The organism is Streptomyces sp. A0592 (assembly GCF_004795115.1).
Lineage (GTDB): Bacteria > Actinomycetota > Actinomycetes > Streptomycetales > Streptomycetaceae > Streptomyces > Streptomyces erythrochromogenes.
Genome location: NZ_SSBM01000002.1, coordinates 366,297 through 379,402, shown reverse-complemented (window position 1 = coordinate 379,402; position 13,106 = coordinate 366,297). Strand labels below are relative to the sequence as shown.

Here is a 13,106-nt window from a genome sequence, read left to right as displayed (position 1 = left end):
GCGAATGTGACGTTCGCGAAGGGGAGTTGGAACCGACGAGGGTGTTGCGAACGCGTCTCGAAAGGGCAACGGCAGGCGGAAGGTCAAGCTCTGGCGGAGATCAGGACACGATGACGTCGCGGAGGGCAACCCCGGCGGAGAACCGAGCGGTCCCGCACGAAGCCGGTGCACGCCCCCGCTGCCCCGCTGTCCCCGCTGGGGCGGGCGCGGAGGAACTGTGTTGCCAGGCGGTCGGAGCTGCGATGGAATCGGGCGGGCCCGTGCACCTGCGGTCCGGACGGGGAAGGGGCCGGTTCATGGACGGTACGACAGCATTGGACGGCGTGCTGCAGCAGGCACAGCTGGTCCGGGTGAGCACGGTGGGCGCGGTGGGCGGGTCCGGAGTGGACGGGGCCGATGGGGCGGACGGGGCCGATGGGGCGATCCGTGTCGACCTCTCCGATCCGGTGGAGTCGGCCCGGCTCAGGACGGCCATGGCCGTGGAGTCGCTCCCCGGTGTCCACTGCATGTGCCTCGGGGACGTCCGCTTCGAGGTGTTCGACCGGACCGGAGGGCGGCTTGCGGTCGTCGTCCTGCACCACGGTGCGACGTTGCGGTGGGGGCACTGGGAGAGCGATGCCTTTCTCGCCGACGGCCGCCTCCTCCTGGCGTGGCTGGACGGGCACGGCATGTCCGGCCCCCTGCAGGAGTTCGAAACCAACCGGCTGCGGGCGCAGAAGAGCGCCGACGCGAAGCGCGACTGGCTGACCGCGATGCCCGCGGGACTGGACGGGACCGCGAACCGGATCCTCGGCCTCTCCCGGACCGGCGCCATGCCCTCCCCCGAGTTGCTCGCGGAACTCACCGACCGACTGCAACTGGCCTTCCCCGACCCGGTGGAGCGGGCACTGGCCCTGCTCGACTGGCACGGCTCCGGCAGCGGACGCTGCTCCGGACACCCCCTCCACGAGGGCGTGCCGGGCGAACTGCTCGGCAGGGTGCCGTTCGCCGACCTGCTCGCCGCCCTGGCCGACCCGCGGGCCGGGGACCGGCACGACGCCGGGGCCGTACGGCATCTGGTGGGCTGGAAGACCCGCCCGCGCCAGAAGCGGGATGTCGCCCGCCTGCCCGAAGCGCTGCGCGTCCGCCTGCTGGCCCACGCGCGGCGCTCCGGGGACTCCGACAAGCAGGCCCGCGCGGAACGGTGGTTGGCCCCCCGGCGGACATGAGCTCCGCCGCAGCGTTCGGTGGTCGGCCCGCTCAGCGCCGATCACACTGCGCATTGGGGGTTTTCGCCGTGCTGTCGATGAGCCGCGTGCAAGGATGTCGCCCGTGACCGGATCGTCCTCCTCGCCCGTCGCCGAGAACACGCCTCGCGATCGCGGGCTGGGTCCCCGTACCGCTGCCGTGCTCGTCTTCGGGTCTTCGGCCGCGGTCCTGGTGGTGGAGATCGTCGCTCTGCGGCTACTGGCTCCCTACCTCGGCCTCACCCTCGAAACCAGCACCATGGTGATCGGCATCGCCCTCACCGCGATCGCCGCCGGATCCTGGCTGGGTGGGCGCATCGCCGACCAGGTGGATCCGCGCAGGCTCATCGGCCCCTCGCTCGGGGTGTCGGGAGCGGCCGTGGCGCTCACCCCTGCCGTGCTGCGCACCACCGCGGAGTGGGCACCGGTGGTGCTCCTGCTGATCGCGTCCCTGACCATCCTCGTACCGGGCGCCCTGCTCTCCGCGGTGACGCCGATCGTGACGAAGCTGCGTCTCACCGACCTCGCCGAGACCGGCACGGTCGTCGGCCGGCTGTCGGGCGTCGGCACCGTCGGTGCCATCGTCGGTACGGTCCTCACCGGCTTCGTCCTCATCGCGCGGTTTCCGGTCAGCGGCATCCTGATCGGCCTCGGCACCCTGCTGGTGGTCGGCTCGGCGCTGGTGGAGTGGCGAACGCGCGGGTGGAGCGGCACCCCGGCCCTGGTACTCGCGGTCGTGGCCGGCGGCCTCGCCACCACCGTCGCGCCCGGTGAGTGCGACACGGAGACCAGGTACCACTGCGCGAGGGTCGTCGCGGACCCCGAACGGGCCGGTGGCCGCACCCTCGTTCTGGACGGCGTACGGCACTCGTACGTCGACGTCGACGACCCGACCCACCTGCAGTTCGCGTACGTGCGCGCCATCGCATCGGTGGTCGATGCCGCGTTCCCCGCAGGTGAGCCACTGGCTGCCCACCACCTGGGCGGCGGCGGGCTCACCTTCCCCCGCTATCTCGCGGCCACGCGGCCCGGGACGCGGAGCCTGGTGTCCGAGATCGACGGCGGGGTCGTGCGCATCGACCGCGACCGACTGGGCCTGAGCCGGGAAGGCGGTATCGGCGTACGCGTGGAGGACGGCAGGCTCGGCCTGCGGCGACTGGAGACCGGAAGCCGTGACCTCGTCGTCGGCGACGCCTTCGGGGGCGTGAGTGTGCCGTGGCACCTCACCACGGTCGAAGCGATGACCGACGTACGGCGGGTGCTCAAGGAAGACGGCCTGTACGTAGCCAACCTCATCGACCACGGTGGTCTGGCCTTCGCACGTGCCGAAGTGGCCACCCTCGGCACGGCCTTCGAGCACGTTGCGGTCGTCGGCAAGCCCTCCGACATCGGCCTCGACCCGAACGCCCCGTCCGAGGGGGGCAATCTGGTCGCGCTCGCCTCCGACCGGCCGATCGACCTCCGCGCGACCCAGGCGGCGCTGGATGCCCGGCAGAACGGCTGGAAGATCGCCGCCGGCGACGACCTCGCCTCCTGGATCGGCGATGCCCGGCTCCTCACCGACGACCACGCACCCGTCGACCAGCTCCTCCAGCCCTACGGCCCGCCCAGCAGCCGCTGACCGTGCCGATGGGCGCCCACCCCCCGGTACGAAGCCCTAGTGGCTGCGGCTGCGGACCAGGAGGTGGAGGAAGTACGGCGTACCGATCAGGGCCGTCATCAGGCCGGCGCCGATCTGGGTCGGGGCGATCACGGTCCGGCCCACCAGGTCCGCGGTGCAGACCAGTACGGCGCCGAGGAGAACCGCGACGGGGACCACCCTGACGTGCCGGCGGCCCACCAGGGCCCGGGCGGCGTGCGGGGCGACGAGGCCGACGAAGCCGATCGTGCCGGCGGCGGCCACCGCGGTGGCGCTGAGCAGCACGGCGAGCAGCAGGAAGGCCAGGCGGCCGCGGGCCGGGTCGAGGCCGAGGAGCCGGGGGGTGTCCTCGTCGAGCGAGACGAGGTCGAGGTCGGCGCGCCGCTGGACGGCGAGGAACACGCCCACGGCGAGCACCACGGCGAGCGGCACCACGTCGGGGAAGCTGCGCCCGTACGTGGAACCCGACAGCCAGGTCAGCGCCTTGGTGGCGTTGAACGGGTCGGTGAGGATGATCAGCATGCTGATCAGGGCCGCCGACCCGGTGGCCACGCCGAAGCCGACGAGGACGAGCCGGTTCTGCTGGAAGCCGCCCCGCGCGGCGAGGCCGAAGACGATCGCTCCGCTGACGGCGGCGCCCGCGAAGGCGGCGCCGGCCATGCCCCACGAGCCGGCTGCGGGGACGGTGGTCACGAGGAGTACGGCGCCGAGCGCCGCGCCGCCGGAGACGCCCAGGACGCCCGGCTCCGCGAGGGGGTTGCGGGTGACGGCCTGGACGAGGGTTCCGGCGAGGGCGAGGGCGGCGCCGGCGAGGAGCGCGGCGAGGACGCGGGGCACCCGGGTGTCGAGCACGAAGGTGATGGTCCGGCCGGCGTTGCCCTGGGCCCAGTTGACGACGTCGCCGAGCAGCAGCTTGCTGTCGCCCAGCAGGACGCCGGCGATGGCGACGCCGACGAGCGCGGCCGCCAGGATGCCGGTGGCGGTGAGGAAGGCGGTACGGCTCCGGATGCGCAGCCGCTCGGTGTCGGTGGTGCCGGCGGTGTCGCGGGCCTTGGTGGCCATGACGATCAGGAAGACGGCGCCGACGAGGCTGGTGACGACCCCGGTGGGGACGGCGACGGCCACGTCGGCGGGAATGAGGCTGCGCAGGAGCACGTCCGAGCCGAGGACCAGCGCGGCGCCGACGAGCGCGGTGGCCGGCAGGGCGCCGCGGGTCCTGGTGTAGGCGCGGAACCGGCGGGCGAGCGGCCGCACGAGCGCGGGTGCGCAGAGGCCGACGAAGCCGATGGGGCCGGCGAGGGTGACGGCGGCGGTGGACAGCAGGGCGGCGAACACGACCACGGTGACGCGGGTGGCGCGGACCGGGACGCCGAGTCCGCGGGCGGCGGCGTCGCCGAGGGCGAGGGCGTCGATCCGGCGGGCCACGAGGAGCAGCCCGACGAGGCCGACGAGGGCGATCGGCAGCACCTGGAGGATGCCGCCGAAGCCGTTCTGGGAGATGCTGCCCTGGTTCCAGCGGTAGATGCCGGTGGTCTCCTGCGGGAAGAGCATGAGCATGCCCTCGGTGGCGGCGGTGAGGCCGAGGGTGAGGGCGCTGCCGGCGAGGACGAGCCGTACGGTGCCGGCGCCGAGGCCGGACAGGCCGAGGACGACGGCCGCCGCGGCGAGTCCGCCGAGGAAGGCGATGCCGGAGGAGGCGAGCAGCGGCAGCGAGACCCCGGTGACGGCGGTCAGGCCGAGGGCCAGGTAGGCGCCGGAGTTGACCGCGAGGGTGTCCGGGGAGGCGATGACGTTGCGGGTGACGGACTGCAGGGCGGCGCCGGCCATGCCGAGCACGGCGCCGACGAGCAGTCCGGCGGCGGCCCTCGGGAGCCGGGAGGCGATGACGACGGAGGCGTCGGCGGCGTCCCCCCGGCCGGTGAGCGCCCTCCAGACCTCGGGGGCACCGGCGTTGGCGGTGCCCTGGGTCAGGTCGGCGATCGCGAGGGCAGCGACGAGCAGGCACAGGGCGGCAGTCACCGCGGCAGCGCCGGTCCGGGACGTGGCCGCCGACGGACGGGTGGCGGGAGCGGTTGCGGTGACGGCCATGCTGCTACTTCGTCAGTGCGGCGACGACGGCGTCGATGTACTTGCCCATCGACTCGGGCCCGCCGAACATCCAGATGCCGTCGGGCAGACGGTGGACGTTGTTGTTCTGGACGAAGGGCAGCGAGGTCCACACCTTGTCCTGGGCCAGCTGGCCGGTGAACGGGTTGCTGTCCTTGTCGGTGTCGTTGCCGATGTAGGCGAACTCGACGTCACCGAGCTTGGTGAGGCCCTCGACGTCGGTGGTGCCCAGCCCGTAGGCCGGGTCGCCCTCGACCGTCCAGGCGTTCTTCAGGCCGAGCTTCTCGTTGACTCCGCCGATCAGCGAACCGCTGGTGTAAGGGCGGATCGAGACCTGGTTGGAGACGACGTAGCCGTCGGCGAAGGCGTAGGGCTTGCCTGCGAGGCCCTTGTCGGCGAGGGCCTTCCTGCCCTCTGCGATCTTCGCCTCGAAGGCCTTCTTGAGCGTGTCGGCCTTGGCGGTGGTACCGGTGGCCTGGGCGAGGATGTCCAGGTTCTTGGTCATCTGGCCGACCGGGTCGGCGGCGTCCGCGGCCTTCAGGTTGATGACGGGCGCGACCTTCTTCAGCTGGTCGACGGCTGCCGCCGGGAGGTCGGTGGTGGCCACGATGAGGTCCGGCTTGACGGCCGCGATGGCGTCCATGCTCGGCTCGCCGCGGGTGCCGACGTCCTTGGGCTCGTTCTTCAGCGGAACGGCGGTGTCCCAGGCCTTGTAGCCCTTGACGTCGGAGACGGCGGCGGGGTCGACGCCCAGCGAGATGAGGCTCTCGACGACGTTCCACTCGGTGGCGACGATCGTCTTGGCCGGGCCGTCGAGCTCGACCTTGGTACCGGTGCCGTCGGTGAGGGAGATCTTCTCGCCCGCGCCCTTGGCCTTGTCGTCGGCGGCGGGCTCGGTGGTCCCGCAGGCGGTCAGGGTGAGGGCCGCGACGGTGGCGGCCGCCGCGGTGATGAGGAGTCGTCTCATGAGGTGGTACTGAGCCTTTCGCTTCGCGTGTGGTGGCGTCCGATCGCACGGGTGCGCAGGAGGCCGGTCAGGGGGTCGGTGTCCACTTCGATACGGATGCCGTAGGTGTCTGTCAGCCGTTCGCCGGTGAGGACCTCCTCGGGGAGGCCTTCGGCGACGACCCGGCCGGCGCGGAGGAGGACGATCCGGTCGGCGACGGCCGCGGCCTGGTCGAGGTCGTGCAGGACGGCGCCGACGGCGATGCCGTGCTCGTCCGCCAGGTCGCGTACGAGGTCGAGGAGTTCGACCTGGTAGCGCAGGTCCAGGTAGGTGGTGGGCTCGTCGAGGAGGAGCACGCCGGTCTCCTGGGCGAGGCAGCCGGCCAGCCAGACGCGCTGGAGCTGTCCGCCCGACAGGTGCTCGGCTCCGCGTTCGGCGAACTCCGCGACGCCGGTGAGGGCGAGCGCACGGTCCACGGCGGCAGTGCCGTCCGGGTCGGCCTTGCCCCAGCGGCCTCGGTACGGGTACCGGCCGAACTCGACGACGTCCCGTACGCTCAGCCCGCTGGGGGTGGGCCGGCCCTGGGTCAACAGGGCCACGCGGCGGGAGAACTCACGGGGGGACAGGGCGAGGCCGTCGGTGTCGGCGTCGATGACCAGTTTCGCGGTCCGGGGTCGCTGGAGCCGCGATACGGTGCGCAGCAGCGTCGACTTGCCGCTGCCGTTCGGGCCGACCAGTACGGTGACCTCTCCGGGCCGCAGCACCAATGACGCGTCGTGGACGACGTCGACGCCGTCGTACGCCACGGTGACTCCCGTGGCCGACAGTTCATGGCCGCGGGGGCGTCCTACCGCGGATCTCTCTTCACCGGCTTGCACGACCCGAAGGTTAGCCTAACCTAACCGATAGACCAAGAGGGGGACCCCGAACCCTGGCAAGACGAATTCCCGCCAACCTCCGATATGCCGCCGGAACCCGGCAGGCGCCCTCCCTCCCCCGGCTCCCCCCTGATCCCCCGGTCCCTGCCCGGCCCGCGGCCAAGGGGCTCCGGGCCGCTGCCCGATGGGGCGCCAAGGTCTGCCCCCGCGGCCTTCGCCGTCCACCGTCACCCGCATGTATCAAGGAAGTTGGCAACGCCAAGTGTGGGGATGGTGCTCAGTGCGGACGCAACGCAACGACAGGTCGGGCGACGAGAGGAAGCCGGAACAGGCCCCCGCGTCGATGAGAGGGGAGGCGTCCGCCGCGCAGCGACAGGACGTGGCGACGCCGCAGGGGCTCCTCGCGCTGCAGAGCGCAGTGGGCAACGAAGCCGTGGTCCAGATGCTCAGGCGGGCCGGTGATCATCAGGCTCGCGAGACGCACCGGCACAGTGACCGTTGCGGCCACCAGAGCACCGGACGGCCCGACATGCAGCGCACCGCCGTCCACGACGTCCTCCGCTCCCCCGGCCGGCCCCTGGACGACGCCACCCGCACGGACATGGAATCCCGCCTCGGGGCGGACTTCTCCGACGTCCGCATCCACACCGGCGGCGCCGCGAAGGCCTCCGCGGCCGAGGTAGGTGCCCGCGCCTACACCTCCGGCAGCCACGTGGTCGTCGGCGAGGGCGGCGCCGACAAGCACACCCTGGCGCACGAGTTGACGCACGTCGTCCAGCAGCGGCAGGGGCCGGTGGCCGGCGCCGACAACGGAGCGGGCCTGCGGGTGTCGGACCCATCCGACCGGTTCGAGCGGGAGGCGGAGGCCAACGCGCGTCGGGTGATGAGCGGTCCCGCCCCGCAGGCCGGCCTCTCGGGCCCCGACGCGCCCCCGGCATCGGGCGGTGGGCGCTCCGCGTCGTCGCTCCCCGTGCAGCGGGTCTTCCAGGGCGACCTGGGCGGATACAGCACCGCTCAGGCGATCAAGGAGCTCAAGGGGCAGATCCCGGGGTCGGCACCGAAGTGGAGTGTGGTCGACGCCGCACGCACCGGCGCGACGGCCTACGACAGCCTCGGCGACCTCGCGTCGGCGCTGGGACTCCAGGCACCGCAGCATGCCGGAACCACGTCCGCTCCGGCGCCTGCTCCGGCGCCCACGGCCTCGGCGTCCTCCGCCTCGGCCACGACCACCCCGGCCCGCCCCCCTCGACCGGCTCCCAAGCCCAAACCGGCCAAGCTCACCAGTGCCGCGCAGCAGCCGGGCTCCGCAGCCGCCCGGCAGCAGGTCCCCTCGACGCCGACCGCCGCACCGCACACCCAGAGCCACACCCCCGCCACCGCCGCTGCCCACGCCACCGCTCCGCCGGTGCCGGTACCGGCGCAGGCGCCGGTCGAGGAGCGGAAGCCGGGGGTCGCCGAGCAGGTCTCGGTGGAGGACTTCGCGGCGAACTCCGCGCAGGCCCGGGACCAACTGGAGGCGGAGCGAGCCGCTCCGCGCACGTACCTGCGCCGACGGGCCGCAAGCCGGCTGGACGAGGCCGTGTTCCGGCAAATGGCCGGATCGGTGAAGGTCAGCAACAAGGCCCAAGCCATGCCGCACCTCATCGACCAGCTCTACAGCTGCTTGGAGTGGACCGGCCGCGCACCCATCGCGGTCTTCACCCATGAGGCCCAGGGCAAGGGGGACCTGATGCTCGGCGTCAAGACAGCCGACGCATTGCGCGAGAACTTCCCGCGGACCGAGGCGAACAAGAACGACATCGCGCTGCTGACCGCCGAGGCGGCGCACAAGAAGCAGCCGGGCGTCTTCGAGGACTCCGGCCACCCGTTCACGGTGCTCGGCGGCGCCACTCCCACCGCTCCGCACCTCGGTGCCGGCCAGGCTCCCACCCACGCGATCGTCGCCCCGCAGTTGGCCGCCACCAAGAACTTCCAGAAGAGCGTCGGCGCATGGGGCAGCACCGTCTCCGCGATGACCGAGTACTCCAAGAAGGAGTCACTGCCGCCGGGCGCCTCCGGGACCGGTCACACCACCGGGCTCGGTGCGGGAGAGGTCGGCATCACCTTCGACGCCGGCCTGCGGGCCTACAAACAGCACCAGGACAGCATCGAGGGCGAGGAGAACAAGCGCGCCGCCCGGTTGGAGAACCTCCAGGCGCTGAAGTCCAAGGACCTCCTGACCGCGCTCTTCCCGGAAGACCAGGAGCGGGCGGCCAAGGAGTACGCCGCCGCTGCCACTTCCCGGCTGTACTTCGCCTACTCCAACAAGAGCGCCATGCGGTTCGCTCTCACCGTGGCGGAGGTCGAGAACGGCAACGGCAACGACGTGCACGTCGTCCAGTCCTCGCCCACGCAGATGCCGGAGCTCGACGCCACCGTGAAGCACGATCTCGCCGGGCTCGGGGTGGGCAAGGTTCGGCTGGTGGAGGTGTCCTCCCAGAAGCAGACCCCGACCATCACGGTCCAGGACACCGGCGGCTCCGGGAAGACGATGCACTGGATCACGACCGACCGGGTCCCGCACGACGACATGCTGACGCTGATCAAGGCGAGCGAGCCGATCGTGATGACGACCGGCAACCAGAGCACCTCCGAGGCGCTGTCGGCCGGCAAGACCATGCTGTACGAGAGCATCGGCATGACGCAGAGCAAGGACTTCCGGCAATCGCTGTACGCGGGCGCCGGGGTCAAGGCGGCGGACATCGAGCGCCTCGCCGCCGTCAGCCGGGACTACGACCAGCGGGGTACCCGGGGCCCCGGCCAGCCCGAGTTCAAGGCCGCGGCGGCAGCCCTGCAGAACATGCAGCAGGAAGGCAGGATGGGCGCCTTCAGCGACCGGGCCTCCGCCACGAAGGACCTCGGCCGCTGGATCGGCGGACAACACCTGCGGGACTTCCTGATGAAGACCGAGCTCGCCTCCGAGCTGCAGCGCAGGGAAGAGCAGCTCACGTCGGACTATCGCAATGCCGACGCCTACAAGGGCTTCGTCGACCACCTGCTCAACCTCCCGGCCGGCGAGGAGTAGCACCCCCTCCTCGTACGAAGGGGGCGGCACCGTCGGGTGCCGCCCCCTTCGAGTCCTTCGGGCCACCGGCCCCCCGCGACCGCACTCATCCCGTCACCCTGGGGGCCACTTCGGCGAACCGCGCACCGCCGCCACCAGGCAGGCGTGTGGCGCGGGCGGCCGCGCACTCCGCTCCGGAGCCGCGCGAACGCCCGGAACGTGCCTCGCCAGCTGCGTGAACACCTGCCGGTCATCCGCTATGCGGAGGATCTGTCCGTAAATCGACCACCCATTGGCGACCCTCCTTCAGACCTGCCAGGCTCGTCTTCAGGTGAGCGTCAGATCACAGGCGCCGAATCGCAAACAGCCTTGAATCGAAGGGGAAACTTGTCATGCGCCGCCACATCACCGCCGTATCCGCCCTCAGTCTTCTCTGCATTGCAGGCACCACGGGGCTCGCGGAAGCCCAACCCGCCAGTGGGCACGGCCCGTCCGCCATGGTCTTCACCGTTGTCCAGGACTCCTCCGCGGACGCGGACACGGGCACCGTCTTACGCGCGGCCACCCTCAGCTGCGCCTACACCGCCGAGGGCACCCACCCCGACCCGCGGGCCGCGTGCGACGCCCTCAACGCCACCGACGGCGAACTCAACCGCCTGCTGGCGGCACCGGACACATCGCGGGCCTGCCCCATGTACTTCGACCCGGTCACGGTCACCGCGGACGGCGTACTGCACGGCAGGCGCGTCGCCTGGAAGCACACCTTCTCCAACACGTGCGTGATGTCCTCGACCCTGAACGGGAACCCGGTGTACGCGTTCTGACGCCGCGCACCGCCGCTCTGGGCCGTCACAGCTGCGCCAACGCCGGCAGCAGCTTGGCCTCGGACCAGGCCAGGAAGGATTCCTGCTGGTCACCGCCGATCTGGACGAGGGCGACCTCGTCGAATCCGGCGTCGACGTAGGGGCGTACGGCCTCGACGAAGGCCTCCACGTCGTCACCGCAGGGGATGGCATCGGCGACGTCCTCGGGCCTGGTGTACTGCGACGCCTGGGCGAACCCCGCGGGGCCGGGGAGTTCCGCGTTGACCTTCCAGCCGCCGAGCGCCCAGCGGAACTGCCCGTGGGCCCGGGCCACCGCGGCGTCGGGGTCCGGATCGTAGGAGACCGGGAGCTGGCCCACGCGCGGCTTGCCCGTGCCGCCGTGCGCGTCGAACGCGGCCAGCAGCTCCTGCTTCGGCTCGGTGGCGATCAGCAGGTCCGCGTGTGTGCCCGCGACCTCGCAGGACCGGTCTCCGGATACGGCAATGCCGATCGGGGGCGGCTCGTCGGGGAGGTCCCACAGCCGGGCGTTCTCGACGTCGAAGTGGGTGCCGTGGTGGCTGACGTACCCTCCGGCGAAGAGCGAGCGGATGATCTCCACGGCCTCTTCGAGCATGTCGAGGCGGACGTGGGCGGCGGGCCAGCCCGCGCCGACGATGTGCTCGTTGAGGTTCTCGCCCGATCCGAGGCCCAGCCGGAAGCGTCCCTCGGACAGGAGCTGCATCGTGGCCGCCTTCTGGGCGATCACCGCGGGGTGGTAGCGGAAGGTCGGGCAGGTCACATAGGTCATCAGGGGGATCCGCGAGGTGGCCTGCGCGGCGGCGCCCAGGACGCTCCACGCGTACGGGGCGTGCCCTTGGGCCTCCAGCCAGGGGAAGGAGTGGTCGGAGATGACGGAGAAGTCGAATCCCGCCCGCTCCGCCCCCACCACGTGGCCGACCAGTTCCCTGGGGCCGGCTTGCTCGGTCATCATTGTGTATCCGATGTGCACCATATGGTGCGCCTTACCGCTCCCGAGCCCCCGAAACGCTCACCGGCCCCCGCCGCCCCGGCCCCGGTCGAGGTGGAGGTCGAGGTCGAGGAGGGCGTTCTCCACGACCTCGGTCAGCGCGGGGTGGATCCAGTACGGGCGGCCGGCGAGGGTGGCGGCGTCGATGCCCAAGGTCACGGCCAGGACGAGCGGCTGGATGAGGGTGGGGGCCTGGGCGCCCATGAGGTGGGCGCCCAGGAGGCGGCCGGAGTCGGGCTCGGCGAGCACCTTGCAGAAGCCGGTGGTGTCCTCCATGGCCCAGCCGTAGGCGGTGTCGGCGTAACCGGCCATGCCCACCGCGTAGTCCGGCTGCCGGTCGCGGCACTCCTGTTCGGTGAGACCGACCGAGGCGATCTGCGGCCGGGTGAAGACCGCCGCGGGCACCCGCTCGTGGTCACAGGTGACCAGGTCGTCCGGGTGGCGGAGGTTGTGTGCGACGACCTCCGCCTCACGGTTGGCGACGTGCTTGAGCGGCACCGGCGAGCAGATGTCCCCCAGGGCGAAGACGCCTTCCGCGCTCGTGCGCTGGAAGCGGTCGACGATCACCCGGCCGTCGTCGTGGGTGGCGACGCCGGCGGCCTCGAGATCCAGGCGGTCGCTGTTGGGAATCCGCCCCACCGCGACGAGCAGCAGGTCCGCCTCGGCCGTCGACCCGTCGTCGAGGGTCAGCCGCAGCGCGCCCGGGCGGCCGTCGACCCGCGTGAGCTCCCGGCCGAGCCTGAGGTCGTAGCGGGAGCGAACCAGCTCGGTGAACCGCTCGGCGACGGTTTCGTCCTGCGGGCCGAGCAGGCGCCGCTCCTTCTCCACGATGGTGACGGAGCTGCCCGTCGCGGCGAACACCTCGGCCAGCTCCGCGGCGATGTAGCCGCCGCCGAGGATGGCCAGGCGCCGGGGCGGGGCGTCGAGGCGCATGACGGTGTCGGAGGTTTCGTACGGCAGCCCGGAGTCCGCCACGGGCGGGGGGATCAGCGGCCGGCCGCCCGCGGCGAGGACGACCTGGGCGGCGCCGATGTCGAGGGCGCCGCCGTCGGACCGGTCGATCCGGAGGGTTCTGGGGCCCGTGAACCGGGCCCGGCCCTCGTACACAGTGGTGAAGCCTTCGCCCTCGCGGCCCTTGCGGCCCTTGTCCCGTTCGGCGTCCAGCCGCCCGAAGACCCGGTCGCGCGCGGCGCGCCAGCGCACCTCGCCCGGCCCGGCGTCCACGTCGTGGGTTCCGGCTTCCCGGACCGTACGGGCCACTTGGGCGGTGTGGGCGAGCATCTTGCTCGGGATGCAACCGGCATTGAGGCAGGTTCCGCCGAACCAGCGCTCCTCGACGATGGCCACGTCCAGGTCCGCGAACGAGTCGTCGACGACCGCGTTGCCGGATCCGGCACCGATGACGACGAGATCGTGGTGGCGCATGGGCCAAGCCCTC

At 72.1% G+C, this 13,106-nt stretch carries 9 protein-coding genes; 4 read left to right on the top strand and 5 right to left on the bottom strand.

The features are described from left to right. The first annotated feature begins 296 nt into the window (after positions 1-296). A complete protein-coding gene (locus E6U81_RS04895; RefSeq protein WP_136228810.1) occupies positions 297-1,208 on the top strand; it encodes a hypothetical protein in 912 nt (303 codons plus the stop codon). Between the two features lie 103 nt (positions 1,209-1,311). After that, the gene (locus tag E6U81_RS04890) at positions 1,312-2,847 is read left to right on the top strand and encodes a fused MFS/spermidine synthase (protein ID WP_240803632.1); all 1,536 of its coding nucleotides are present in this window, start codon (positions 1,312-1,314) and stop codon (positions 2,845-2,847) included. Positions 2,848-2,883: 36 nt separating this feature from the next. Here E6U81_RS04890 and E6U81_RS04885 read toward each other — a convergent pair whose 3' ends face one another. From E6U81_RS04885 to E6U81_RS04875, 3 genes are read right to left on the bottom strand one after another with little or no spacing between them, the layout of a single operon-like run. Beyond that, positions 2,884-4,953 (bottom strand): iron ABC transporter permease, encoded by a 2,070-nt coding sequence (locus E6U81_RS04885; RefSeq protein WP_136228808.1) that lies wholly within the window; start codon positions 4,951-4,953, stop codon positions 2,884-2,886. Positions 4,954-4,957: 4 nt separating this feature from the next. Next, positions 4,958-5,938 (bottom strand): iron-siderophore ABC transporter substrate-binding protein, encoded by a 981-nt coding sequence (locus E6U81_RS04880; protein WP_136228807.1) that lies wholly within the window; start codon positions 5,936-5,938, stop codon positions 4,958-4,960. After that, positions 5,935-6,795, bottom strand: a complete 861-nt coding sequence (locus E6U81_RS04875; RefSeq protein ID WP_136228806.1) for an ABC transporter ATP-binding protein — start codon at positions 6,793-6,795, stop codon at positions 5,935-5,937. Before E6U81_RS04875 ends, E6U81_RS04880 begins: the two co-directional genes overlap by 4 nt. A 379-nt stretch (positions 6,796-7,174) precedes the next feature. Between E6U81_RS04875 and E6U81_RS40430 the strand changes: the two genes are divergently transcribed. Both E6U81_RS40430 and E6U81_RS04865 read left to right on the top strand, forming a co-directional pair. Beyond that, entirely contained in the window at positions 7,175-9,859 is a 2,685-nt protein-coding gene (locus tag E6U81_RS40430) for a DUF4157 domain-containing protein (protein WP_346766123.1), read from the top strand. 476 nt (positions 9,860-10,335) lie between these two features. After that, positions 10,336-10,662 carry an SSI family serine proteinase inhibitor gene (locus tag E6U81_RS04865; RefSeq protein WP_136228805.1) on the top strand — a complete coding sequence of 109 codons (327 nt, stop codon included), beginning with the start codon at positions 10,336-10,338 and terminating at the stop codon, positions 10,660-10,662. 25 nt (positions 10,663-10,687) lie between these two features. On the opposite strand, the gene E6U81_RS04860 is transcribed toward E6U81_RS04865, so the two are convergent. Then, positions 10,688-11,653: an LLM class F420-dependent oxidoreductase gene (locus E6U81_RS04860; RefSeq protein WP_136228804.1), complete on the bottom strand. Its 966-nt coding sequence runs from the start codon at positions 11,651-11,653 to the stop codon at positions 10,688-10,690. 36 nt (positions 11,654-11,689) lie between these two features. Next, positions 11,690-13,093: a mycothione reductase gene (locus tag E6U81_RS04855; protein ID WP_136228803.1), complete on the bottom strand. Its 1,404-nt coding sequence runs from the start codon at positions 13,091-13,093 to the stop codon at positions 11,690-11,692. Positions 13,094-13,106: the final 13 nt, after the last annotated feature.

Bases quoted from the DNA above. Each gene is read 5' to 3' on its own strand.
- E6U81_RS04895 (WP_136228810.1), top strand. From the start codon at position 297: ATGGACGGTACGACAGCATTGGACGGCGTGCTGCAGCAGGCACAGCTG.
- E6U81_RS04885 (WP_136228808.1), bottom strand. From the start codon at position 4,953: ATGGCCGTCACCGCAACCGCTCCCGCCACCCGTCCGTCGGCGGCCACG.
- E6U81_RS04880 (WP_136228807.1), bottom strand. From the start codon at position 5,938: ATGAGACGACTCCTCATCACCGCGGCGGCCGCCACCGTCGCGGCCCTC.
- E6U81_RS04865 (WP_136228805.1), top strand. From the start codon at position 10,336: ATGGTCTTCACCGTTGTCCAGGACTCCTCCGCGGACGCGGACACGGGC.
- E6U81_RS04860 (WP_136228804.1), bottom strand. From the start codon at position 11,653: ATGGTGCACATCGGATACACAATGATGACCGAGCAAGCCGGCCCCAGG.
- E6U81_RS04855 (WP_136228803.1), bottom strand. From the start codon at position 13,093: ATGCGCCACCACGATCTCGTCGTCATCGGTGCCGGATCCGGCAACGCG.